The organism is Streptomyces sp. NBC_00096 (assembly GCF_045041305.1).
Lineage (GTDB): Bacteria > Actinomycetota > Actinomycetes > Streptomycetales > Streptomycetaceae > Streptomyces.
This window is the reverse complement of record NZ_CP108221.1, coordinates 5,939,254-5,962,051: the sequence shown is the minus strand read 5'-3', so window position 1 is coordinate 5,962,051 and position 22,798 is coordinate 5,939,254. Positions and strand designations below refer to the sequence as shown.

17 protein-coding genes and 1 pseudogene are annotated in these 22,798 nt (G+C 73.2%); 4 read left to right on the top strand and 14 right to left on the bottom strand.

Annotation, left to right across the window (positions count from 1 at the left end; all coding sequences use genetic code 11):
• Positions 1-169: 169 nt before the first annotated feature.
• From OG904_RS26435 to OG904_RS26420, 4 genes and pseudogenes are all read left to right on the top strand, one after another.
• Entirely contained in the window at positions 170-445 is a 276-nt protein-coding gene (locus OG904_RS26435; protein WP_405495050.1) for a hypothetical protein, read from the top strand.
• A 370-nt stretch (positions 446-815) separates the two neighbouring features.
• Entirely contained in the window at positions 816-2,585 is a 1,770-nt protein-coding gene (locus OG904_RS26430) for a cation acetate symporter (RefSeq protein WP_405495048.1), read from the top strand.
• The gene (locus OG904_RS26425) at positions 2,582-3,817 is read left to right on the top strand and encodes a sensor histidine kinase (RefSeq protein ID WP_405495046.1); all 1,236 of its coding nucleotides are present in this window, start codon (positions 2,582-2,584) and stop codon (positions 3,815-3,817) included. The genes OG904_RS26430 and OG904_RS26425 overlap by 4 nt, the downstream gene beginning before the upstream one ends.
• A gap of 56 nt (positions 3,818-3,873) precedes the next feature.
• Positions 3,874-6,939 (top strand): annotated as a pseudogene (locus OG904_RS26420) (AAA family ATPase); the annotation flags it as partial.
• Positions 6,940-6,975: 36 nt separating this feature from the next.
• On the opposite strand, the gene OG904_RS26415 reads toward OG904_RS26420, so the two are convergent.
• The 14 genes from OG904_RS26415 to OG904_RS26350 form a co-directional block, all read right to left on the bottom strand.
• On the bottom strand, positions 6,976-7,506 hold the full coding sequence (locus OG904_RS26415; protein ID WP_405495044.1) for a sigma-70 family RNA polymerase sigma factor: 531 nt from the start codon (positions 7,504-7,506) through the stop codon (positions 6,976-6,978).
• Positions 7,507-7,792: 286 nt separating this feature from the next.
• On the bottom strand, positions 7,793-9,301 hold the full coding sequence (locus tag OG904_RS26410; protein WP_405495042.1) for a GuaB1 family IMP dehydrogenase-related protein: 1,509 nt from the start codon (positions 9,299-9,301) through the stop codon (positions 7,793-7,795).
• A gap of 70 nt (positions 9,302-9,371) precedes the next feature.
• Positions 9,372-10,562 carry an XdhC family protein gene (locus tag OG904_RS26405; RefSeq protein ID WP_405495040.1) on the bottom strand — a complete coding sequence of 397 codons (1,191 nt, stop codon included), beginning with the start codon at positions 10,560-10,562 and terminating at the stop codon, positions 9,372-9,374.
• Positions 10,562-11,857, bottom strand: coding sequence for an IS701 family transposase (locus OG904_RS26400; RefSeq protein WP_405495038.1), 1,296 nt, complete (start codon positions 11,855-11,857; stop codon positions 10,562-10,564). Before OG904_RS26400 ends, OG904_RS26405 begins: the two co-directional genes overlap by 1 nt.
• Positions 11,858-11,929: 72 nt before the next feature.
• Positions 11,930-12,577, bottom strand: coding sequence for a TMEM175 family protein (locus OG904_RS26395; RefSeq protein ID WP_405495036.1), 648 nt, complete (start codon positions 12,575-12,577; stop codon positions 11,930-11,932).
• A 100-nt stretch (positions 12,578-12,677) separates the two neighbouring features.
• Entirely contained in the window at positions 12,678-13,019 is a 342-nt protein-coding gene (locus OG904_RS26390; protein ID WP_328297589.1) for a nuclear transport factor 2 family protein, read from the bottom strand.
• A 12-nt stretch (positions 13,020-13,031) separates the two neighbouring features.
• The gene (locus OG904_RS26385) at positions 13,032-14,600 is read right to left on the bottom strand and encodes an ATP-binding protein (RefSeq protein WP_405495033.1); all 1,569 of its coding nucleotides are present in this window, start codon (positions 14,598-14,600) and stop codon (positions 13,032-13,034) included.
• Positions 14,597-15,886 carry an MFS transporter gene (locus OG904_RS26380; protein WP_405495031.1) on the bottom strand — a complete coding sequence of 430 codons (1,290 nt, stop codon included), beginning with the start codon at positions 15,884-15,886 and terminating at the stop codon, positions 14,597-14,599. The genes OG904_RS26385 and OG904_RS26380 overlap by 4 nt, the downstream gene beginning before the upstream one ends.
• Positions 15,887-16,023: 137 nt before the next feature.
• On the bottom strand, positions 16,024-16,848 hold the full coding sequence (locus OG904_RS26375) for an FAD binding domain-containing protein (RefSeq protein ID WP_405495029.1): 825 nt from the start codon (positions 16,846-16,848) through the stop codon (positions 16,024-16,026).
• Positions 16,845-19,355 (bottom strand): xanthine dehydrogenase family protein molybdopterin-binding subunit, encoded by a 2,511-nt coding sequence (locus OG904_RS26370; protein WP_405495027.1) that lies wholly within the window; start codon positions 19,353-19,355, stop codon positions 16,845-16,847. Before OG904_RS26370 ends, OG904_RS26375 begins: the two co-directional genes overlap by 4 nt.
• A complete protein-coding gene (locus OG904_RS26365; protein ID WP_405495025.1) occupies positions 19,352-19,885 on the bottom strand; it encodes a (2Fe-2S)-binding protein in 534 nt (177 codons plus the stop codon). The genes OG904_RS26370 and OG904_RS26365 overlap by 4 nt, the downstream gene beginning before the upstream one ends.
• Complete coding sequence (locus OG904_RS26360) at positions 19,870-20,484, bottom strand: NADPH-dependent F420 reductase (protein WP_405495023.1); 615 nt, start codon at positions 20,482-20,484, stop codon at positions 19,870-19,872. Before OG904_RS26360 ends, OG904_RS26365 begins: the two co-directional genes overlap by 16 nt.
• A 27-nt stretch (positions 20,485-20,511) precedes the next feature.
• On the bottom strand, positions 20,512-21,996 hold the full coding sequence (locus OG904_RS26355; RefSeq protein ID WP_405495021.1) for an aldehyde dehydrogenase family protein: 1,485 nt from the start codon (positions 21,994-21,996) through the stop codon (positions 20,512-20,514).
• Positions 21,997-22,044: 48 nt separating this feature from the next.
• Positions 22,045-22,785, bottom strand: coding sequence for a type 1 glutamine amidotransferase domain-containing protein (locus OG904_RS26350; protein ID WP_405495019.1), 741 nt, complete (start codon positions 22,783-22,785; stop codon positions 22,045-22,047).
• Positions 22,786-22,798 lie beyond the last annotated feature (13 nt).

The following is a 22,798-nucleotide window of genomic DNA, read 5'->3' as shown; positions in this document are numbered from 1 at the left end:
CGACCGGCCGACGGCCCGCGGTGACCGTCCGGCGCTCCGGCCGGCCGTTCACCGTGCCGGGACGGGCGTACGGCGATCCGCCCCGGCCGTCGGCCGCAGCGGTGGCGCAGCGGCCCGCTCCGCCGGGCGGCCGGGCGTATCGTGGATCTTCCGCCCCGGGAGGAAGCAGATGTCCGAAATCCAGGCGCTGCTCGACGCATTGACCGGACTGCCGCGCACCCGGCCGGCCGGTCCCGCCGAGGCCGAGGTGCTGCTGGCCCGCCTGCGGAGCGCGGCCGCGCGCTGGGCCGACGTACTGTACGAGGCCCACGAGGGCGTGTACGGGCAGCTGCCGCCCCGGGCCGAGGCGGCGATGACGCTGGCCTTCCGGCGCGCCGAGGAATCGTACGTGGAGCTGGAGATCGCCCTGCGCGACTGCGCGGAGCACCGGGACCCCGCGCTCTGAGCGGCCCGGCGGCCCCGGTGCACGGCGCGGCGGGGCGGCGGGGCGCGCTGCGTACCGGACGTACCCGGGAGGCCGCACGGCGCGGCCGGGTACGGTGCGGGGCACCGCGGGCCCGGCAGGATCGGGAAGGGACGACCGAGGCCGTGTCTTTCGGACCTTGTCGGCCGAGCCCGCGGCCTCTGGTGCCGTGGCGGGCAGCGCGGGCCCGGCAGGATCCGGAAGGGACGGCCTGGATCCGGCCTGACCTGCGGGAGGGCCTGTCGCCCGGTCCCGGGGCGTGCGTAGACTCCCGGGATCCCGCCCGCGGCAGGGCCGCTCGCGGGCCCGGGCCCCGCGCCCGTGTCCCCGTCCCCAGCCGAAGGACCCGCCGGTGAACCAGACGTACGCGCTGACCGCGGTCGCCGTCGTCGTCCTGGTGACGGTGCTGTTGGGCGCGCTGGGCCTGCGGATATCCCGGACCACCTCCGACTTCTACGTGGCTTCGCGGACGGTCGGCCCCCGCCTCAACGCGGCGGCCATCGGCGGCGAGTACCTCTCCGCGGCCTCCTTCCTCGGTGTCGCCGGGCTGGTGCTGCTCCAGGGGCCGCAGATGCTCTGGTACCCGGTGGGGTACACCGCCGGGTACCTGGTGCTGCTGGTGCTGGTCGCGGCCCCGCTGCGCCGCTCGGGCGCGTACACCCTGCCCGACTTCGCCGAGGCCCGGCTCGAATCGCGGGTGGTGCGCCGGGTCGCGGTGCTGTTCGTGCTCGGAGTCGGCTGGCTGTACCTGCTGCCGCAGCTCCAGGGCGCGGGCCTGACGCTGGAGATCCTGACCGGGGCCCCGCACTGGGTGGGCGGGGTGGTGGTCGCCTGTGTGGTGACGGCGGCGGTGGCGGCCGGCGGGATGCGCAGCATCACCTTCGTGCAGGCCTTCCAGTACTGGCTCAAGCTCACCGCCCTGCTGGTGCCGGTCTTCTTCCTGCTGGCGGCCTGGGTGGGGGACGGCGCGCCGCGCGCCACCTTCGACGCCCCGGCGGTCTTCCGCGAGCACACCGCGGTCACGCTGGCCCAGGACGTACGGCTGTCCCTGGACGCGCCGCTGACGGTGACGGTGACCGGGCGGGTGGACGGGCGCTCCTATACGGGCGAGCCGGTGACCCTCGGCGCCGGGCACCATGCCGTACGGGCGCACGCGCGGCTGGAGTTCGCCCCGGACTCCCCGGTGCCCGCGAGCCGGGCGGAGGCCGGACCCGGCGTCTCGAGCTGGTCGCAGCCGCTGTCCGGGGACCGGCCGGAGCTGCGGCTGTACGCGACGTACGGGCTGATCCTGGCCACCTTCCTCGGGACCATGGGGCTGCCGCACGTGGCGGTCCGCTTCTACACGAGCCCCAACGGCCGGACCGCGCGGCGCACCACGCTGGTGGTGCTGGGGCTGGTCGGCGTCTTCTACCTGCTGCCGCCGGTCTACGGGGCGCTGGGCCGGATCTACGCCCCGGAACTGGCCCTCACCGGGGAGGCCGACGCGGCGGTGCTGGTACTGCCGGCCCGGCTGGTGGGCGGGCTCCTCGGCGAGCTGCTGGGGGCGCTGCTGGCGGGGGGCGCGTTCGCGGCGTTCCTGTCGACGGCCTCGGGGCTGACGATGGCGGTGGCCGGGGTGCTGCACCAGGACGTGCTGCCCTCGCGCGGGGTGCGCAGTTTCCGGGTCGCGGTGCTGGTGGCGATCCTGGTACCGCTGGCCGGGAACGTGGCGGTGATCCAGGTGCCGGTGGCGGACGCGGTGGGGCTGGCCTTCGCGGTGTCGGCGTCCTCGTTCTGTCCGCTGCTGGTGCTGGGGATCTGGTGGCGCGGGCTGACGCCGCCGGGGGCGGTGGCCGGGCTGGTGACGGGGGGCGGGGCGGCGCTCAGCGCGGTGCTGGCGACGCGGGCCGGACTGGCTCCGGCGGGCTGGGTGAACACGCTGCTGGCGTGGCCGGCGGTGTGGTCGGTGCCGCTGGGCTTCCTGACGATGGTGGCGGTGTCGCTGGCCACGCGCGGGCGGATCCCGGCGGGCACGGCGGCGACGCTGGCCCGGCTGCACCTGCCGGAGGACGTGGCGGTGGCGGCACCCGCGGGTGGCGGCGCCGTACCGGTCACGCCGGCCGGGAAGGACGGTGCTCCGTGACCGGAGCACTGATCTCCGTGCTGGGCGTGGCCGGCGCCGTGCTGCTGCTGGGACTCGGCTGGGCCGGTGGCCGGCGGCAGGCCCGGCGGGGCGAGCGCGCCCTCGGCCTCGACCTCGGCACCCCCGTCGAACGGGCCACCTTCCACACCCTGCACACCGCCTCGCTCGCCGCTCCCCCGCTGCGCGCCGGCCTCACCGAGGACGCCGCCCGCAAGGCGGCCCGGCGCCTGCGCTCGCTCCTGGGCACCGAGGCGCTGTGCCTGACGGACCGCGAGTCCGTCCTCGCCTGGGACGGCCCGGGCGCCGACCACCACGAGCGCCGCGCGATGGCCCGGGTCGCGGTGATGCTGGACTCGGGGCGCAGCCAGAGCGTGCGGACCCAGTGCGAGCGGCCGGGCTGCCCGCTGAAGTGGGCCGTGGTCGCCCCGCTGACCGGCGAGGACGGCATGCTCGGCGCGCTGGTGGCCTACGGCTCGCGGGAGTCGGCGGTGCTGGTGCGGGCCGCGACCGAGGTCGCGCGCTGGGTCTCCGTACAGCTGGAGCTGTCCGAGCTGGACCGTTCGCGGACCCGGCTGATGGAGGCGGAGATCAAGGCGCTGCGCGCCCAGATCTCCCCGCACTTCATCTTCAACTCCCTCGCGGCGATCGCCTCGTTCGTGCGCACCGATCCGGAGCGGGCGCGGGACCTGCTGCTGGAGTTCGCGGACTTCACCCGCTACTCCTTCCGGCGGCACGGGGAGTTCACCACACTGGCCGAGGAGCTGCGCTCCATCGAGCAGTACCTGGCGCTGGCCGGGGCCCGGTTCGGGGAACGGCTGAAACTGACCCTGCAGGTGGCACCGGAGGTGCTGCCGGTGGCGCTGCCGTTCCTGTGCCTGCAGCCGCTGGTGGAGAACGCGGTCAAGCACGGGCTGGAGGACTCCACCGAAGAGTGCCGGATCACCATCGCGGCCCGGGACGCGGGCGCGGAGGCCCTGATCACCATCGAGGACAACGGCGTCGGAATGGACCCGGCCCTGCTGCGCCGGATCCTGGCCGGGGAACGAGCGGGTTCCTCGTCCGGCATCGGGCTGCCCAATGTGGACGACCGGCTGCGCCAGGTCTACGGGGACAGCCATGGCCTGGTCATCGAAACGGGAGTCGGCGCGGGCATGAAGATAACCGTGCGGATTCCCAAATACCGTGCGGGAGTACACAGTTCGGCCCCACCTGGCCGAATTCCCCGGCGCTGACCGGGCCGCGGGCTGCCATCCTGGGGAGGGCGCGAACGACCGGAGGGATCGCCGACGTGCGGGTCGGGCGAGAACAGCATCGCGAGGAGTGCCGTGCCGCCTTACGGGCATGGGTGCGGGAGGCCACCGGCAAGGAGGGCGGCGGAGCCTGCCTGATCGTGGAGGGGGAGCCGGGCGCGGGGCGCACCGCCTTCCTGCACGAGGCGCTGGCCGGGGCGGCCGCGCTCGGCTGCCGGGTGCGATACGGGGCCGCGGAGGCGCTGGGCACCGGACTCCCGCTGCGCGCCGCACTGGACTGCCTGCACCCGGCCGGTCCCGGGCGGGCGCGCGCGCTGGCCCTGCTGCGGGAGGCCCGGCGGTCGGCCGAGCCCGGCGGGGCGCTGCTGGCGGCCGTGGACCTGCTGGCCGCCGATGTCGAGGAGTGGTGTGCGCGGCGGCCGATGCTGCTGGCCCTGGACGACCTCCAGTGGGCGGACCCGGCCACCCTGCTGCTCTGGCGCCACCTCGCGCGGGCGGCGCTGCGGCTGCCGCTGCTGCTGGTCGTGGCCCGGCGGAACCTGCCCCGGCGGGCGGAGGTGGAGGAGCTCTGTGCCCGGCTGGGTGGCGGACCGGGCGGGCGGACGCTCCGGCTGGAGCCGCTGACCGGGGCGGAGTCGGCCGCGCTGGTCCGGGAGGTGCTGGGCGCGGATCCCGGGCCCCGGCTGCGGGAGGCCGCCGGGCAGGCGGGCGGCAATCCCCGGCTGCTGCGGGAGCTGCTCGCGCACTGGTCCGGGGACATCGAGGTCCGCGGGACCGGCGCCGAGCTCGTGGTCGCACCCCGGGAACTGCCCCCGCCGCCCGGCTCGGTGCTCCGGGAGCTGAGCCGCTTCCACCCGGCCGCGGTGGCCACCCTGCGCCATGCGGCGCTGCTGGGTCCGTCCTTCACCGCGCGCGAGCTGTCCCTCGTACGGGCCAGACCCGTCCGGGAGTTGCTCGCGGACCTGGAGGAACCCCTCCTGACCGGCGTCCTGGAGCCGTCCCGCCTCCCCGCCTGGGCTCCGGAACCGGAGCCGGACCCTGGCCGCCCGGCGCCCGGGCCCGCCGGTTCGCGGAGGCCCGGCGCGGCGGGGTCCGGGGCGGGGAGCGCGGAGCCCGCCGACGGTGACGCCCTGCGGTTCCGGCAGCCGGCCGTACGCCTGGCCCTGTGCGCGGCGCTGCCCGGGGCCGCCCGTACCGCCCTGCACCAGGACGCCGCCCGGGCCTTCGCCGGGGCCGGGCTCGACCCCGCCCGGACCGCCGGGCAGCTGCTCGAGGGCGGGGCACTGGACCCGTGGGCCGTGCTCTGGACGGCGCGTTCGGCCCAGGCCCTGATCGCTGTGGCACCGGAAACGGCGGCCGCGCTGCTGCGCCGGGCCGTGGACCAGAGCGCGGACCAGGAGACGGACCGGGCCATGGGTCCGGCCTCGGGCCGGGGCATGGGCCGGGGCATGGGCCGGGACGTCGGCCAGAACATGGGCCGGGACTCCGACTCCGACTCCGACTCCGACTCCGACCAGGACACGGCCCGGGACTCCGGCCGCGACTCCGGCCAGGACATGAGCCGGGACTCCGGCCGGGACACCGGCCGGGCCGCGCGCCGACCCGACGGCCGGCCCGGCAGTCCGTACCGGGAGGCCCTGGAGGACGGGCTCGCGGATGCCGCGTTGATGCTGCGGCGGCCCGAGTCGGTGGAGCTGCTCGGGACCCTGCGGGAGCGGGCCGAGGATCCCGGGCGACGGGCCGTGCTCGCCTTCAAGCTGGTGTCGGCGCTGATGATCCAGGGGGACATGGCCCGGTCGCTGGAGGTCACCGAAGAGGCACTGGCCGAAGAAGTGCCCTGCTCCGGCTGGCGGTTGCGCCTGGAGGCGTGCCGGGTGCTGGCACTTGCCGATCTGCGCCGGCCGCAGGAGGCGTACGCACTCGCCGGACCGGTGGTCGAGCGGGCGCGGGAACTCGGCGATCCGCTCTGCGGCGCCGAGGCCGAACACGCCATGTCCTTCGCCCTGTTCCACCTGAACCGCGGCCGGGACTCGCTGCGCCACGTGGCGGCCGGGATCGCACACGCCCGCCGCAGCCCGGCTGCCAACGACATGCGGCTGCTGCTCCTCGCCAACCAGGCGGAGGGCCACCTGCGGTTCGACGAACCACAGGTCTCGGCGGCGGCGCTGGCCGAGGCGCGGGAGCTGGCGATCCGGACCGGTTCGACGGGCCGGCTGGTGGTCACGGAGGCGCTGCTGGCCGACCTCCGCTACCGGCAGGGCGACTGGGACGCGGCCCTGGCCGGCCTCGCCCGGGCGCGGGACATGCCCGTCTCGGACGGCTGGCTGCCGGTACTGACGCACGGACTGCGCGCGCTGATCCTGGGACACCGGGGCGAACGGGAAGCGGCGCGGGCCGAGTTGGCGAAGCTGCCGCCGAACGCGGCCGCGGCCGACGGCCCTCCCGCGACCCGCCGCCACGGACCGCACGTCCTGCTGGCCCGCGCCCTGCTGGCGGAGCGCGACGGGCGCCCCGGGGAGGCGCTCGACGCACTGCGGCCCGTACTGGAGGACGGGGTGGACGAGGCGGTGGCCTTCGACCGTCCCTGGGCGCTGTCGGAGGCCGTCCGGCTCGCGCTGGAGGCCGGGGACGCGGGCACGGCCCGGTCGGCGGTGGCCGCCTGCGCGCGCACGGCGGCCGCCCTGCCGGAGTACCCGGGCCCGGTGCTGGCCCTGCTGCGCTGCCGGGGGCTGTTCGCGCAGGACCCGGAGCTGCTGGCCGGGGCGGTGGCGCGGGCGCGGGGCGGGCTGGTGCTGGGGCAGACCCTGGAGGACCTGGCGGTGGCCCGGGCCTGGCACGGGGACCTGCCGGGGTCACGGGAGGCGCTGACCCGCGCGGTGGCCTCGTACGAGACCCTGGGCGCGCGGTGGGACACGGCCCGGGCCGATGCCCGGCTGCGGAGCCTGGGTGTGCGCCGGGGCAGCCGCGCGGCGCGGCGCAGGCCCGCCCGGGGGTGGGAGGCGCTGACTCCGGCGGAGCTGAAGGTGGCGCTGCTGGTCGCGCGGGGCCGGACGAACCCCGAGATCGCCTCGGCCCTGTTCCTGTCCCGCCGGACCGTGCAGACCCACGTCTCGCACATCCTGGCCAAACTGGAGGTCCGCTCACGGTCGGAGGTGGCCGTCCTCGTAGCCGGGCAGGAGGGCGCGCAGGGCCCGCAAGGCGTAGTACGTACGGGATTTGACCGTTCCGACGGGTACTCCGAGCGCTTCGGCGGCCTCGCAGACGCTGGCTCCGCGGAAGTAGATCTGCAGGAGTACGGCCCGGTGATCGGGGCTGAGTGAGCGCAGGGCGCCGCGGACGTCGAGGACGGCGACGGAGCGTTCGGTGCGGTCCTCGTCGGCCGGCGAGTGCTCCAGCCCGTCGGGGCCGACCTCGGCGAGCCGTGACAGGCGGGCCCGGCGGGCGTCGATGGCCACGCGCCGGGCGACGGTGTACAGCCAGGGCCGCATGGACGCGTGGACGCTGCTCTCCAGGGCCTCCGGGTGCTTCCAGGCACGGAAGAAGGTCTCCTGGACCAGGTCCTCGGCGCGGTGGCGGTCGCCGAAGGTGAGGCCGAGGAGGAATCCGTGGAGCGCCTTGCCGTGCTCCCGCTGCAGGCGGGCGAGGGTGTAGGGGGTGACGGTCGCGGGCATGGGGTACCCCTTCCGGGTCGGGATGCTCCGAGCGTGCCGGACCCCGCACGGGGAGTTATCCGCCGCCTGACGTATCCCGCCACCCGCTGCGCCGACCGGTCGCCCCCGAGCGCCGAACGGTCCCCGGGCTCCACCCGGGCCTCCTGGGGCTCCGCCCCGGACCCGGCTCCTCAAACGCCGGAGGGGCTGGATTCGGCCGGGTACGGGTCCCGGGTACGCCCGTGGCCCCCGGGTCGTCCGCAGGGGACGGCCCGGGGGCCACGGGAAAAGGGGTACTAGGTCGTCTCTAGCTCCAGCTGGCGTGCAGCGGCTTGCCCTCGGCGTAGCCCGCCGCGGACTGGATGCCGATCACGGCCTTCTCCTCGAACTCCGCGAGGGAGGCCGCACCCGCGTAGGTGCAGGAGGAGCGGACGCCCGCGATGATCGAGTCGATCAGGTCCTCGACGCCAGGACGGGCCGGGTCCAGGAACATCCGCGAGGTGGAGATGCCCTCCTCGAAGAGACCCTTGCGGGCCCGGTCGTAGGCCGACTCCTCGGAGGTACGGTTCTGCACCGCACGCGCCGAGGCCATGCCGAAGGACTCCTTGTACAGGCGGCCGTCGGCCGACTGCTGCAGGTCGCCCGGGGACTCGTACGTACCGGCGAACCAGGAACCGATCATGACGTTCGACGCGCCGGCGGCCAGCGCCATCGCCACGTCGCGCGGGTGACGGACACCGCCGTCGGCCCACACGTGCTTGCCGTGCTTCTTGGCCTCGGCCGCGCACTCCAGGACCGCGGAGAACTGCGGGCGGCCCACGCCGGTCATCATGCGGGTGGTGCACATGGCGCCGGGGCCCACACCGACCTTGATGATGTCGGCGCCCGCGTCGATCAGGTCCTTGACGCCCTCGGCGGCCACGATGTTGCCGGCGACGATCGGGACCTGCGGGTCGAGCGCGCGGACGGCCTTGATCGCGCTGATCATCGATTCCTGGTGGCCGTGCGCGGTGTCGATGACGATCGTGTCCACGCCCGCGTCGAGCAGCTGCTTGGCCTTGGCCACGAAGTCGCCGTTGATGCCGACGGCGGCGGCGATGCGCAGCTTGCCGTTGGCGTCGGTCGCCGGGGTGTACAGGGTCGCGCGGAGCGCGGCCTTGCGGGTGAGGATGCCGACGAGCTTGCCGTCCTTGTCGACGGCGGGGGCCAGCTTGCGGTGGCCGGCGTCGAGCTTGTTGAAGGCCTCGCGGGGGTCGATGTCGGCGTCGAGGAGCAGGAGCTCCTTCGACATGACCTCGGAGAGCTGGGTGAAGCGGTCCACGCCGGTCAGGTCGTGGTCGGTGACGACGCCCACCGGACGGCCGTCGGCGTCGACGACGACACCGGCCCCGTGCGCGCGCTTGGGCAGCAGCGACAGGGCGTCGGCGACGGTCTGGGTGGGGGCCAGCGTGATCGGGGTGTCGAGCACGAGGTGGCGGGTCTTCACCCAGGAGATGACGTCGGTGACGACGTCGATCGGAATGTCCTGCGGGATGACGACGATGCCGCCGCGGCGGGCGACCGTCTCGGCCATCCGGCGGCCGGCGATGGCGGTCATATTGGCCACGACCAGCGGAATGGTGGTGCCGGTGCCGTCAGGCGCGGAAAGGTCGACGCCCTGGCGGGAACCGACCGCGGAGCGGCTCGGCACCATGAATACGTCGTCGTACGTCAGGTCGTACGGCGGCTTCAGGTCATTGAGAAAACGCACGTGCTGAACATCCCAGTCGATCGGAGGTGACCCCGACAGGGCAGTCGAGGAACGCACGTACTTCATTCTCACACGACCTGGAGTTCACACCGCCCGGGTCGATCGTCCAGGACATTTGGGGCCGGATGGTCGTTTCCTACGGGACTTTGGTCCCGTTGCCGCGCCGGTGCACCGGCCCCCCGCTCCGCGCCAGCGGGAGAATCGTTCCGCCGCCACCGCCCGCGCCGATGCCCCCGTCCGCGCCGCCGCCCCGCCCGTAGCGGACGGCCGTGAACTCCGCGGCGATGGCGAGTGCCGTCTCCTCCGGGGTCTCCCCGCCGAGGTCCAGGCCGATCGGAGACCGCAGCCGGGCCAGCGCCGCCGCCGGCAGCCCCTCCGCCCGCAGCCGCTGCGCCCGCTCCCCGTGCGTGCGGCGCGATCCCATCGCCCCCACGTACCCGAGGGGCAGTCGCAGCGCGAGGGTCAGCAGCGGGACGTCGAACTTGGCGTCGTGCGTCAGGACGCACACCGCCGTACGGGGATCCAGCCGGCCCGCCTCCCACTCCGCGGCCAGGTGCCGGTGGGGCCAGTCCACGACCACCTCGTCCGCCTCGGGGAAGCGGGCGGGCGTGACGAAGACGGGCCGGGCGTCGCACACGGTGACCCGGTAGCCCAGGAAGGCCCCGATCCGGGTGAGCGCGGCGGCGAAGTCGATGGCCCCGTAGACCAGGAGCCGGGGCGGCTCGGCGGCCGACTCGACCAGCAGCGTCAGCGGCTGGCCGCACAGCCCGCCCGCCGTGCCCAGCTCGGCGGTACCGGTGCGCCCGGCCGCGAGCCAGCCGTGCACCCGCTCGGCGGCGGCGCGGTCCAGCTCGGCGCCCCCGCCCAGCCAGCCCTCGTAGGACCCGTCGGCGTGCACGGCCAGGGCCCGGCCCAGCTGCTCCGGCGGCCCGCAGACCACCCGGCCCAGCGCTGAGCGCCGTCCGCCGCAGGCGGCGTCGAGCACGGCGCCGATGACGGGCCGCACCGGGTCGTGCCGGCGTACCGGGGTGATCAGGACGTCGAGGACTCCGCCGCAGGTCAGCCCCACCGCGAAGGCGTCGTCGTCGCTGTATCCGAAGCGGTGCACGCCTCCTTCCCCGGAGGCGATCGACTCCAGGCACAGCTCGTGGACGGCCGACTCCACGCAGCCACCGGACAGGGAGCCGAGCGCGGTGCCCCCGGCGTCGACGGCGAGGGAGGCGCCCGGTCCGCGCGGCGCGCTGCCGCTGACGGCGACCACCGTGGCCACCGCGAAGTCCTGTTCGGCGGCGCACCACGCGCGTAGCTCCGCGGCGATGTCGAGCATCAGCGGATGTACTCGCGGCGCGGGGCCTGCCCGGGGAGCAGCGGTCTGGGCGGGAGCCCCGGGGGCGCGGCGGTGTGGGTGGCGACCGTACGGGGCGCCGTGGGCCGGGCCGGGCCGGGGTACGGATCGGCCTCCCGCCCCCGCGCGCCGAGCAGCATCGCGGCGTGGGCGACGCTGGCGAGGGTGGCGTGGTGGTGCCAGCCCCTGAAGGAGCGGCCCTCGAAATCGCGGATGCCGGCCGGTTCGCACACCGCGGTGAAGTCGAGCGCGACCCGGTCGGTGAGCTTGGCGAGGAGGAACAGCTGCGCGAGCGGCCGGTCCCCTATGTTGGTGATCCAGAACTCCGAGGGCAGCAGGGCCGCTTCGGTCCACGCCCCGACGAGCAGCAGCGGGGTGGGCGGCACCGGTACGAGCCGGTCCTCGCCGGGGGTCGCGAAGATGGCGGCCGAGGTCAGCAGGGTGACCGCTCCCTCGGCGCGGCCGTGCCGGGTCCATTCGACCACGCGGCGCTGGGAGCGCAGGGAGTCGATGAGTTCGCGGGCGGGCGCGGTGTGCGGGCCGGGTTTGTGGCGGCCGGCCCCGCCGAAGGAGACCGGCAGGGTGCCGTCCACTTTGAATACGAAGGGGATGTCCTGGAGCGCGAACGATTCGATGCACTGCGGGAGTTCGCTGTTGGACACTTCCATCACCACGGGCCTGCGCTGGAGTTGCCAGGTGGCGGCCATCCGCTGGACGGCGTGTACCGCGTCCTGTGCGGGGGTGAGCGAGCGGGCGGTGTCGGGGATGCCGGCCCGCCTGCGCCGCAGGAGTTCCGCCGTCCAGGGCCCGGGGAGGGTGAGGGTCCATTCGACGGGGAAGCCGGCGTCACTGGAGGTCAGCCAGATCCCGCTGGCCTGCTGACAGTTGGCGGTGCGGCCGAGCTGGGGGACGAACTGCCGGCCGACGCCGACCGAGCGGTCGCCGGCCTTCTCGATGACCATCGGCTGGACCACCCAGGCCAGCGGGCGCTGCGCGGTGCGTTCGAGGTGCTGGGCGAGGGAGCGGCGGACGGGGGTCCAGTCCCAGGGTGACTTGCTGATGAACTGCTGGAGACTCTGCTCGACGGAACTGGCCCCTGTTCCGGCGATGTTACGGATGGTTTTCTTTCCGCTGGTCCGCACCAGGCCGTTCAGATATACGCGGGCCCAGTTTCGCTGGTCCCGCCGGGGTAATGATTCGAAGAAGAGCGAGATCAGAACATCGATCAAATCGGAGATTTCCTTCGTGGATTCCTCCGGCAGGACTACGCGAGCCATCTGGGCCTCCCCCGCGACCAGCTAGATCCATTACCCTACTTGACCGCGGAGAACGGCCGTAGGCCCCGGCGGCTACTTCCTGAGGTCGCTGGCAGTATCGAGCCGCTCTTCCTCTACCACGAGAGGGATGGGGATCTGGTTCGCCGCATAGTAGAGCGCGATCAGGAAGTGTGCGACAAGCGTGAGCGGTGCGGAGAAGAACGCCAGGGCGACGGTGCAGGGATAGGCGATGGCCCCCAGACCGAAGCGGACCCTGGTGGCCCGGGCGCCGTCCTTGTCCACCTGTTCGTGGAAGAGGTGCCCGACCCGGGTGACGTACCACCAGAAGGCCAGGAAGGCCAGGGCATAGGCCACGGTGACGAGGCTGTAGAGGACGGCCGCCGCATTGGCGGCTCCGCCTTCCTCCATGAGGTGTTCGGCGAGCACGTTGGTCGTGTACGGGACCACCGACACCACCATCAGCACCAGGAGGTTCAGGAACAGCAGGGGTCGGTCGACCCGCTTGATGTGACTGAAGATGGTGTGGTGGTTCACCCACATCACGCCGATGATGAGGAAACTCACCACGTAGGCGGCATAGTGCGGCCACTGTTCGCGTACTCCGTGCCAGAAGTCGGATCCCGTTTCTTCCGGAACTTTCAATTCCAGGACGAGGATCGTGATGATGACCGCGAATACACCGTCACTGAATGCCTCGACCCGTCCGGTTTCGGTTTCCATGACCTCCCCTTCACGCCTCTTGCATATATCTACGACTGCTGCACATACGGGGAGGGCGCACAACCCGCCCTCCCCGCACACGCTACCCAGATTTCGGCGGTCAGCCGCCGAATCCGGCTGTCTGCCGCCAGATTCGGCCATCACGCACCACAAGTGTCCCGAACGCGTGCTCCGGTTCGCCGTTCAGGTTCATGATCGCCCGGTAGAAGATGGTGTCGTCGGTCTCGATGTACTCCTGGAGCTCCACCAGGGTGGGCTTCACGGTGAGGTATCCGGTGAACGTCTCGCGCACCGCGTCGATGCCGACCGAGACCCCCTCGAAGCGCAGCAGCACCGCGTCGTCGGTGTAGTTCTTCATCACGGCCTCGATGTCCAGGGCGGCGAGCGCCTCCATCTGGCGGACGAACACCGGGTGCAGGGTGGCGATGTCGTACTTGGGCATGTGGACTCCGTTTCAACTGTTCGACGGGTGACTCTTCGGCATGGATGAATCGGGTGCGGCGGGTACAGGGGGTACAGGGGGCGCGGCGGGCGCAACGGGTGCCACGGGTGCGGCGCAGGACGGATCCGTCCCGGAGAGCGGCAGCCGGACGGTCATCCGGGTCTCTCCCGGCCGGGAGCGGGCCGTGATCGCACCGTGGTGGCGCTGGGTCACGATGCGGTAGCTGAGGTGCAGTCCCAGACCGGTCCCCTTCCCCACGTCCTTGGTCGTGTAGAAGGGTTCGAAGATCCGCGGCAGGGATTCCTCCGGAATGCCGGAGCCCGTGTCCGCGATCTCCACCACCATGCAGACGCCTTCCACCCGGGCCCGCAGGGTGAGCGTGCCGGCGCCTTCCATGGCGGCCGCCGCGTTGTCGACCAGGTTGGTCCACACCTGGTTCAACTCGCTCGGATAGCCCGTCAGTTCGGGGAGGTCCGGTTCATACGCGCGCACGAGCACGATCCCGGCGAGCTTGGCACGCAGGACGACCAGCGTGTTCTCCAGTCCGTCGGTCACCGAGAAGCGCTGTTCGGGGGCCCGGTCGAGATTGGCGTAATCCCGGGTGGCCGACACGAGCTGCGAGATCCGCGGACCGGCCGCCCGCAGTTCGGCGGCGAGGGAGCGGATCTCCAGCAGCGCCGCCAGGTGGTCCAGGGCCGCGGGCAGGCCCGGCTCGCCGATGCCCTCCAGCCGTTCCAGCAGCCAGCCGAGCTCCAGCCCGAGGTCGGACACCCCCGAGCCGAGCAGCCCCGGCCGTTCGGCGCCCGATTCCCCGGCCCAGTCGGCGATCTCCTCCTCGGCGTCCGCCTGGGCGAGCGGATCGGTGACCACCGGCGGCGCCACCTTGTCCAGCTCCTCCGCCAGCCTGTCGAACACGGAGCGCTCCGCGCCCGTGGCGGCCGCGCCCCAGGCCTGGGCCGTGCGGGTCAGCTGCTCCAGCGCGGGCGCCAGCTCCTGTGCGGCGCGGGCCACGGCGGCGGCGGGGTTGTTCAACTCGTGCGCGAGGCCCGCGGCCAGCGTGCCCAGGGCCTCGACGGTGGCCCGTTTGCGGGCCTGGACCTCCGAGGACTTGATGCGCCAGGCCAGCACGGGGATCAGTACGGCGGCCACCCCGTGGCAGCGGGTCAGCATCTCGAAGAAGACCGGTTTCGGGTACGCCACCACGGTGGTGGCCGGCCCGCTGGCCGCGGCAGTGGCCACGTACGCCCCGTCCGTCAGCAGCGGCAGTTCACCGGTGAAGCGGTGCGCGGCCGACGGTTTGCCGTCGTGCCCGTCGGCCTCGGCGCCCTCCTCCTCGGTGGAGTGCCGGGTCAGGACCTCCTCGCGGCCGTCGACGACCTTGGTCACCACGAGCCCGCCGGAGAGCAGCACGTGGAAGCCGGTGGCCTCCTCGCCGTCGCGGAAGAGCACCTCCCCGTCGGCGAGCACCCGGGGCTCGGACACGGAGACCAGCCAGTCCAGCTGTTCCCCGGTGAGTCCCGCGAAGATCTCCAGCCCGCGCAGCGCCTCCCGCAGGGCGGCGGTGTTCCCGGCTCCGCTCATGCCGTCCTCCCCTCGGCCCGGTTCCGGGCGGCCAGCCGCAGCGTGGCCAGCAGGGCCAGTGCGCAGACTCCGGCGACGGCGGCCATGAAGCCGACCGAGGTCCGGTGCAGTCCGTGGATGTTGGTGAGCAGCCCGGCCAGGACCGCGGGCACGCTCATGGCCAGGTAGGCGAAGACGTAGACGGCGGCGGTGAGTTCGCCGCGGTGGGCCGGTTCGGCCAGGGCGCTCAGGGCGCGGAAGGAACCGAGGAAGGCCGCGCCCCAGCCGGCCCCGAGGACGGCCGTGGCCACCAGGAAGACGGGGGCCGAGCCGAGCCCGAGCGCGAGGAGCACCAGGGCCAGCCCGCCGAGCAGGCCGAGCAGGCCGAGGACGGCGGTGCGCAGGGCCTCGGTGCGGCCCAGCAGGAGCTGGGCGGCGGTGGCGGCCCCCGCGAGGAGGGCCACGGTGGCGCCGCCGACGAGGTAGTTGGTGCTCCGGAGCAGGGAGAGGGCCAGGTGCGGGCCGAGCGAGAGGTAGAAGCCGCCGACCGACCAGACCGCGACGATGGTCAGGATCAGCACGGCGAAGCGGCCCCGGGCGGCGGCGGGGATGCGGATCCGGTGCGGGGCGATCTTGAAGCGGCCGCCGTGCCCTCCCGGCCCGCCGCGCTTCCCCGGCCCGCCATGGTTCCCGAGCCCGCCGCGCCCTCCAGGCCCGCCCGGCTCTCCAGACCCGCCGTGCTCCCCCGGCCCGCCCGGCTCCCCCGACCCGCGCGGGGCGCTCTCCGCCATCCGTACCACCCCGACGAGGGTGACGGCGAAGGCCCCCACCAGCAGCAGGTAGCTCAGCACGGTCGGAGCCGGGGCGTACTGCACCAGCAGCCCGGCCCCGATGCCGCCGAGCCCGATGCCCACGGTCGGGCCGGCGCTGTTGACCTGGGCGCCGAGCGCGGGCCGGGAGCGCGGGGAGAGTTCCAGCAGGGCCGCGCCCATGGCTCCGGTGGCCAGGCCGACGGCCAGCCCCTGCACGGCGCGGGCGGCGAGCAGCAGGCCGAGGCCCTGGGCCCCGGCGAACAGGCCCATGGAGACGATCGCGAGGACCAGTCCGGCGCCGAGCACGGGCCGCCGCCCGAGGGTGTCGGACAGCGACCCGAACAGCAGGAGTCCGGCGAGCACGGTGACGGCGTACAGGGCGAAGACCACCGTGATCATGCCGGAGGACAGGCCCCACTTCTGCTGGTAGAGCACGTAGAGGGCGGAGGGGACGGAGGAGGAGAGCATCAGCAGGACGAGGACCGCGCCCACCACCCAGAAGCCGGATCTCCCCGGCGCTCCGGCAGCGCCGGCCCCTGGACGCAAGACGCCCCCCTCGCTGGTCGTGGACGGCGTGGTCCGTGCGGTCGTCGGTAGCGGTTCCACTGCTTCAACTCCCCCGTGGCGGGCGCTCAGGCGGCTGCCTGCACGGCCCTCGTGAGCGCGCGGGCGGTGAGTACGCCCGCCAGGTGGCCGAGGTACTCGGCCGAGGTGCCGCGCCCGGGCACGAACAGCTCCCGGGGCTCGGCGCGGAAGGCCGCGAGCACGGTCTCCGTCGTGTACGGGCCCCCGCGCAGCCGGTCCTCGACCCCGCGCAGCCGCAGGGCGCGGACGGTGGCCCCGGTAACCGCGATGCGCGGCCCCTCGGGGGTGATCCGTACGGCGGCGGCGCACACCGGGTAGCGGGTCGCCCGGTCGGCGGTCTTCTCGAAGGCGGCGGCCCGGCCGGCGGCCGGCACCAGGAGGGCGGTGATGAGGGTGCCCGCCGGGAGCCCGGAGCCGGCCAGTTCCTCGGCGCTCACGCCGGAGCGCCCGCCGGGGCCCGCCAGTTCGGCCGTGACCCCGGCGGCGATGGCGGCGACCGGCAGGTCGGTGGCCCGGCCGGTGGCGGCGAGGTTCCCGCCGGCCGTGCCGAGGTTGCGGACCTGGGGGTCGCCGTTGGCCCGGGCCGCGGCGGCCAGTTCCGGCGCCTCGGCCAGGACGAGCGGGTCCGCGGCCAGTTCGGCCAGGGTGGTGAGCGCCCCGATCCGGATCCCCCCGGGGGTCCGCTCGATGCCCCGGAGCTCTTCCAGCCGGCGGACGTCGACGAGCAGGGCGGCCCGCTCCTCCCCGGTGCGCAGGCCGGGCAGCAGGCTCTGCCCGCCGGCCAGCACCCGGGCGCCGGGCTGTCCGGCGAGCAGGGTCAGGGCCTCGTCCAGGCCGACGGGGCGGACGTAGTCGAACTCGGTGAGGATCACTGGGATTCCCCTCTCAGGCGGCGCCAGACCTTCTCGGGGGTGACGGGCATGTCGATGTGCTGGACGCCCAGGTCGGACAGGGCGTCGACGACGGCGTTGACCACGGCCGCGGCGGGCGGCACGGTGGCGATCTCCCCGGCGCCCTTGGCGCCGAGCGGATTGTGCGGGGAGGGCGTGGTGGTCTTGCCGAGGGTGAAGAAGGGCGCGTCGAAGGCCCGCGGCAGGGCGTAGTGGTTCAGGTCGCGGCTGATGAGCAGCCCGTCGCGGTCGTACTCCGCGTGCTCCATGAGGGCCTGGCCGAGGCCGTGCAGGATGCTGCCCTCGATCTGGCCGAGAACGATCTTCGGGTTGCCGATGTTCCCGGCGTCGTCGACGGCGGTGTAGGCCACCACCTCGGTCTCGCCGGTCAGTTCGTCGATCTCGACGACCGCCACGTGCGTTCCGAAGGGGTAGTTGAAGTCCGGCGGGTCGAAGTGGGTGGTCTCGTCGAGGGCCGGCTCGATCTCGGGGGGCAGTCCCCAGCCGTACCACATGGCCATCGCCAGTTCGGCGAAGGTCTTGGTGTTCTCCTCGTTGCCCTCTTCGTAGACCTTGCCGCCCGCGTAGACGACCTTGTCCTCGGCGATGCCCAGGAACACGGCCCCGGCCTTGACCAGCTTGCTCTTGATCTTCCGGGCGGTGAGGGCGACGGCCGGCGCGGCCATGCTGTAGGAGCGCGAGCCGTAGGTGCCCTGCCCGTACGGGGCCTTGAGCGTGTCCCCCTCGTACACCTGGACCTGCTCCGGGTCGATGCCGAGCTCGTCGGCGGCGACCTGCGCGAAGACGGTTCCGTGGCTCTGGCCGGTGGAGGCGGAGCCGACGGTGACGGTGACCTCGCCGGTCGGGTGGACGCGGATGTTCGCGCTCTCCCAGGTGCCGCCGAGCATGCCCTCCTGGGACATCCGGGTGGAGGGGCCGACCCCGCAGATCGCGACGTAGGAGGCGATGCCGACGCCGAGCCGCTTGCCCCGCGTGCGCGCCTCGGTCTTGCGGGCGGGCATGTTGGCGTAGTCCGAGAGCTCGATGGCCCGGTCGAAGTTGAGTTGGTAGTCGCCCGAGTCGTAGGTCCAGCCGAGGCCGTTGTCGTACGGGAACTTCTCCTTCGGCACCAGGTTCTTGCGCCGTACCGCCGCCGGGTCCATGCCGATCTCGGAGGCGTACCGGTCGACGAGGCGCTCCATCAGGAAGGCGGCCTCGGCGCGCCCGCTGCCGCGCTGGGCGCCGAGCGAGACGGTGTTGGTGAAGGCGGCGTAGACCTCGCAGAAGGCCGCGTCGATGTCGTACATCCCGCTGATGGAGCGGCCCATCAGGGCGGTGGCCACGCCGGGGCCGATGGTGGAGGGGTACGCGCCGAGGTTGGCGTAGCTGGTGGCGCGGACGGCGGTGATCCGGCCGTCCCGGGTGCCGGCGAGGGTGACGTGCTGGCGGTGGTCGCGGCCCTGGACCGTGGAGTTCATCAGGCCGGTGCGGGTGTCCACCCATTTCACGGGCCGGCCGAGCGCCTTGGAGAGCAGCAGGACCAGCGGCATGTCGGGGTACAGGTACCCCTTGGTGCCGAAGCTGCCGCCGACGGTCGGGGCGACGACGCGGAGTTTGTTGAAGGGGATCCCGAGGACCAGGGCCGCGAGCAGGAAGCGGTGGTTGTGCGGGCCCTGCGTGGAGGCGTACAGGGTGTACTCGCCGGTGGCGGCGTTGTAGTCGCCGACCGCGCCGCGCGGTTCGATGGGGCTGTTGATGGTGCGCTGGTTGACCAGATCGAGCTCCACCGTGACCTCGGCCGCGGCGATGGCCGCGTCGGTGCGGTCCTTGTCGCCGCAGGTCCAGTACGCGTTCAGGTTGCCGGGGACGGCCTCGTGCAGCTGGGGCGCGCCTTCGGCGAGGGCCTCGTCGGCGCGGGTCACCACGGGCAGCGGCTCGAACTCCACGGAGATGGCCGCCAGCGCGGCCGCGGCCTGCCGCGGGGTCTCGGCGACGACGGCGGCGATGGGGTCGCCGACGTGGCGCACGGTGTCGCCGGTCAGCACCGGCCGGGAGCCGGGAAGTCCGTAGGGGTGGGGCGGGAAGTGGCTCTCGACCCCGCCGGGTATCCAGATGCAGGGCAGCGGCATGACGTCGGTGAAGTCGGCGGCGGTGGCCACCTTCAGCACGCCCGGCAGCTGCTCGGCGGCCTTCGTGTCGATGGAGAGGATCTTCGCGTGGGCCACCGGGCTGCCGAGGATGGCCATGTGGGCGGTGCCCGGCAGGTCGATGTCGCCCACGTACGTGGCCTCGCCCCGCAGCAGCTGCGGGTCCTCGCGGATGTCCAGCGGCTGCCCGAGGACACCGTTGCCGGCGAGCGGGGCCTCCGGGGGCGCCACGTCCTGGGGCGGCGCTTCCTGCACCGGTGCTTCCTGGACCTGCGCCTCCTGGACCGGTGCTTCCCGGACCGGCGCCTCCTGCACCGGGGTCTCCCCCGTGACTGCGGTCATCTCCCTGACCCCTCCTGTCCGGACGCGGCGGTGGTGGCCGGCTCTGCGGGCGCCTGGGCGCGGGCCGCGGAGCAGGCGCGCTGCACTCCTCGTACGACGCTGTGGTAGCCCGTGCAGCGGCACAGGTTGCCGGTGAGCCACTCGCGGATCTCGGGCTCGGTGGGCGCTTCGCGGTCGGCGGTGTTGCCGACGAGTTCGCCCAGTGCCATGACCATGCCGGGGGTGCAGAAGCCGCACTGGGTGCCGTGTTCCTGGCGCAGGGCTTCCTGGAGGCCGGTCAGTTCCCCGCCGGGGGTGGTGACGCCCTCGATGGTGGTCACCTCGGAACCGGCGGCCGCGGCGGTGAGGATCAGGCAGCTCTTGACCGACCGGCCGTCGAGCTGGACGACGCAGGTCCCGCACTGGCCGGTGTCGCAGCCGACCTTGGTGCCGGTCAGCCCGAGGCCGTCGCGGAGCCGCTCCACGAGCAGTTCGTTGGGCTGGGCAGCGAACTGCCGGGGTCTTCCGTTGACGTTCAGTGAGAGATCCATGCCAACGCCTGCGCTTCCGTGAGCGGCCGGTTGAAGAGGGGTCCGCCGGGCTGCTGGAGAATTCCCCCGGAGTGCAGCGGACCGGTGTCGACGGAGGCGAATCCGAGATCCGCGATGATTCCCGCGACGATTTCCTTGGCTTTCCCGTCGTCGCCCGCCGTGAAATGGGCCAGACGCGGGCCCTCGGAAGTACCTGCGACGGCGAGCGTCTCGAAATGCATGGTGTTCAGGGATTTTACGATCCGGGTGTCCGGATACCACTCGGCGACGAGTTCGCTGGATCCGCGTCCGCCGAGATCCCGGGGTTCGCCGGGGCCGCTGAACGCGTTGGTGGCGTCGACCAGCACGGTGTCCCGTACGGCGTCCTGCGGCAGCAGCCCCTGGACCTTGTCGAACGGCACCATCAGCACCAGGACTTCCGAGCGGGCCGCGGCCTCGGCGGGGTGCGCCGCCGAGGCCGCGGGGCCCAGTTCCGTCACCAGGGCCGCGAGGCTGCGCGGGCCCCGGGCATTGGCGAGCACGACCTGGTGGTCCGCCGCCACGACGATCCTGGCCAGGGTCGATCCGATCCGGCCGGTCCCGATGATGCCGATCCGCATGAGGGCTCCTCAGAGGGGTGCTGGGTGTCAGTCCATGCCGATCCAGACCGACTTGGTCTGGGTGTAGCTCTCCAGGGACTCGGGTCCGCACTCGCGCCCGTAGCCGGAGGCCTTGTAGCCGCCGTAGGGCACGGAGGGGTCGTACTGGTTGTAGCAATTGACCCAGACCGTGCCGGCCTTGATCTGCGAGGCGACGCGGTGGGCCCGGCGCAGGTCCCTGGTGTGGACTCCGGCGGCGAGGCCGTACGCACTGTCGTTGGCGATGCGCACGGCGTCCTCCTCGGTGTCGAAGGGGATGATCGACAGGACGGGTCCGAAGATCTCCTCCTGGGCGATCCGCATGCTGTTGTCGACGCCGGTGAAGATGGTCGGCAGGAAGTACAGCCCTTCGTGGGAGGCCCCTTCGGGGGTCCAGCCGGTACCGCCCGTGCGCAGGACGGCGCCTTCCTTCTCGCCGACCTCGATGTACGAGCTGACCTTGTCGAACTGGCCGCGGTGGGCCAGCGGTCCGAAGAGGGTGGCCGGGTCGCGCGGATCCCCGGGCTTGAGGGCGGCCGCGCGGGTCACGAGCCGTTCGACCATTTCGTCGTGGATGGGGCGCTGGAGCAGCAGCCGGGAGCCGGCCGTGCAGATCTCGCCCTTGTTGTAGTAGATGCCGAAGAAGGCGAGTTCCTCGGCGGCGTCGAGGTCGGCGTCGGCGAAGACGATGTTGGCGGACTTGCCGCCGAGCTCCATCGTCACCTTCTTCAGGGTGCCGGCCGCCTTGCGGATGATCGTCTGGCCGACCGAGGTGGAGCCGGTGAAGGCGATCTTGTCGATGTCGGGGTGGCCGGTGAGGGTCTCGCCCAGTTCCACGCCGGGGCCGGTGATGACGTTCAGCACGCCGTCCGGGATCTCCGCCTCCTGGAACAGCTCGGCGATCTTCAGGGCGGTCAGCGGGGTGGCGGGCGAGGGCTTGTGGACGACCGTGTTGCCGGCCGCGAGGGCCGGGGCGATCTTGGTCATCGACAGCAGCAGCGGGAAGTTGAACGGGGTGATGGCGCAGACCACGCCCAGCGGTTCGCGCAGGGTGTAGGCGAGCTGTCCGCCGGCCGGGGCCCGGGAGGAGCCGTCCACCCGGGTCACGGCACCGGCGTAGTAGTGCATGAGCTGGGCGGCCATGGGGGCGTCGACCGTGGAGGAGAAGGCGAAGGGCTTGCCCATGTCCACCGTCTCCAGCAGGGCGATCTCCTCCAGGTCGCGCTCGATGAGCTCACCGACCCGGTTCAGCCTCAGCGCGCGTTCCTGGGCGGACAGTCTGCTCCAGGGACCTTCCTCGTACGCCCGGCGGGCGGCGGCCACCGCCGCGTCCGCGTCGGCGGCGGAGGCCTGGGCCACCGGCACGATCTCCTGGCCGTCCACGGGGCTGATGTCCGGTTCGGTACGGCCGTCCAGGGCCGGAACCCATGTGCCGCCGATGAACAGTTTCCCGGGGTTGGCCAAGGGCTGGTCGCTGAGCGCGCGCTTGGTCATGGCTGTGGCTGCCTTCCGGTGTCGGGTGCGAGGGGCGGAGCGCTACGGCTAGCCCTGCGCGAGCTGGCGTAAGAACGTCTCGGCGAGGGCCTTGGAGGAGTACGGGTTCTGGCCGGTGGTGAGCTTGCGGTCGACGACCACGTGCGAGTCCCAGATCGCGTCGGCCTTCTCGTAGCGGGCGCCGAGCCGGGTGAGTTCGGCCTCGAGGATCAGCGGGAGGCGGCCGGCCATGTTGGTGACGAGCTCCTCGCTGTGCGAGAAGGCGGTCATCCGGTAGCCCGCGAAGGGCCACTGGCCCTCACCGTCGCGCAGGGCGAGCAGCGCGGTGTGGCCGTGGCAGACGGTGGCCAGCGGCTTGTCCTGGGCGATGGCCCAGCGCAGGATCTGCGCCAGCTCGTCGGACTTGGGCAGGTCGCCGATGGCGCCGTGACCGCCGCTGATGTAGATGCCGTCGTAGTCGGCGATGTCCTTCTCGCCCAGGGTCTCCAGGGCGATCGGGTTTCTCAGCGCCGGGGTGTTCTCGATGACCCGGCTGTACTCCAGCGCGTTGGCCGTGTCCGCGTCCTCGGATCCCTGGGGGCGGACCCACTGGAGGAACTGGGGGTCGATGCTGGTCTGGTCGACGGTCGGTGCGCGGCCGGCGATCGTGGCCACGTCCACGGTGTGGCCCGCGGCCTTGAAGAGGGTGTAGGGAACGGCGAATTCCTCGGCCCAGAAACCCGAGGGGTGTTGTTCCCCGTCCAGCAGATGAAGCGTGGCCTTGGCCGTCATGACGACGAGAATCTTCATGACTCTTCTCCTT

Excerpts from the sequence above, each read along its gene's own strand:
- OG904_RS26435 (WP_405495050.1), top strand. The coding sequence starts at position 170 with ATGTCCGAAATCCAGGCGCTGCTCGACGCATTGACCGGACTGCCGCGC.
- OG904_RS26415 (WP_405495044.1), bottom strand. The coding sequence starts at position 7,506 with ATGCCCGCGACCGTCACCCCCTACACCCTCGCCCGCCTGCAGCGGGAG.
- OG904_RS26410 (WP_405495042.1), bottom strand. The coding sequence starts at position 9,301 with ATGAAGTACGTGCGTTCCTCGACTGCCCTGTCGGGGTCACCTCCGATC.
- OG904_RS26405 (WP_405495040.1), bottom strand. The coding sequence starts at position 10,562 with ATGCTCGACATCGCCGCGGAGCTACGCGCGTGGTGCGCCGCCGAACAG.
- OG904_RS26400 (WP_405495038.1), bottom strand. The coding sequence starts at position 11,857 with ATGGCTCGCGTAGTCCTGCCGGAGGAATCCACGAAGGAAATCTCCGAT.
- OG904_RS26395 (WP_405495036.1), bottom strand. The coding sequence starts at position 12,577 with ATGGAAACCGAAACCGGACGGGTCGAGGCATTCAGTGACGGTGTATTC.
- OG904_RS26390 (WP_328297589.1), bottom strand. The coding sequence starts at position 13,019 with ATGCCCAAGTACGACATCGCCACCCTGCACCCGGTGTTCGTCCGCCAG.
- OG904_RS26385 (WP_405495033.1), bottom strand. The coding sequence starts at position 14,600 with ATGAGCGGAGCCGGGAACACCGCCGCCCTGCGGGAGGCGCTGCGCGGG.
- OG904_RS26370 (WP_405495027.1), bottom strand. The coding sequence starts at position 19,355 with ATGACCGCAGTCACGGGGGAGACCCCGGTGCAGGAGGCGCCGGTCCGG.
- OG904_RS26365 (WP_405495025.1), bottom strand. The coding sequence starts at position 19,885 with ATGGATCTCTCACTGAACGTCAACGGAAGACCCCGGCAGTTCGCTGCC.
- OG904_RS26360 (WP_405495023.1), bottom strand. The coding sequence starts at position 20,484 with ATGCGGATCGGCATCATCGGGACCGGCCGGATCGGATCGACCCTGGCC.
- OG904_RS26355 (WP_405495021.1), bottom strand. The coding sequence starts at position 21,996 with ATGACCAAGCGCGCGCTCAGCGACCAGCCCTTGGCCAACCCCGGGAAA.
- OG904_RS26350 (WP_405495019.1), bottom strand. The coding sequence starts at position 22,785 with ATGAAGATTCTCGTCGTCATGACGGCCAAGGCCACGCTTCATCTGCTG.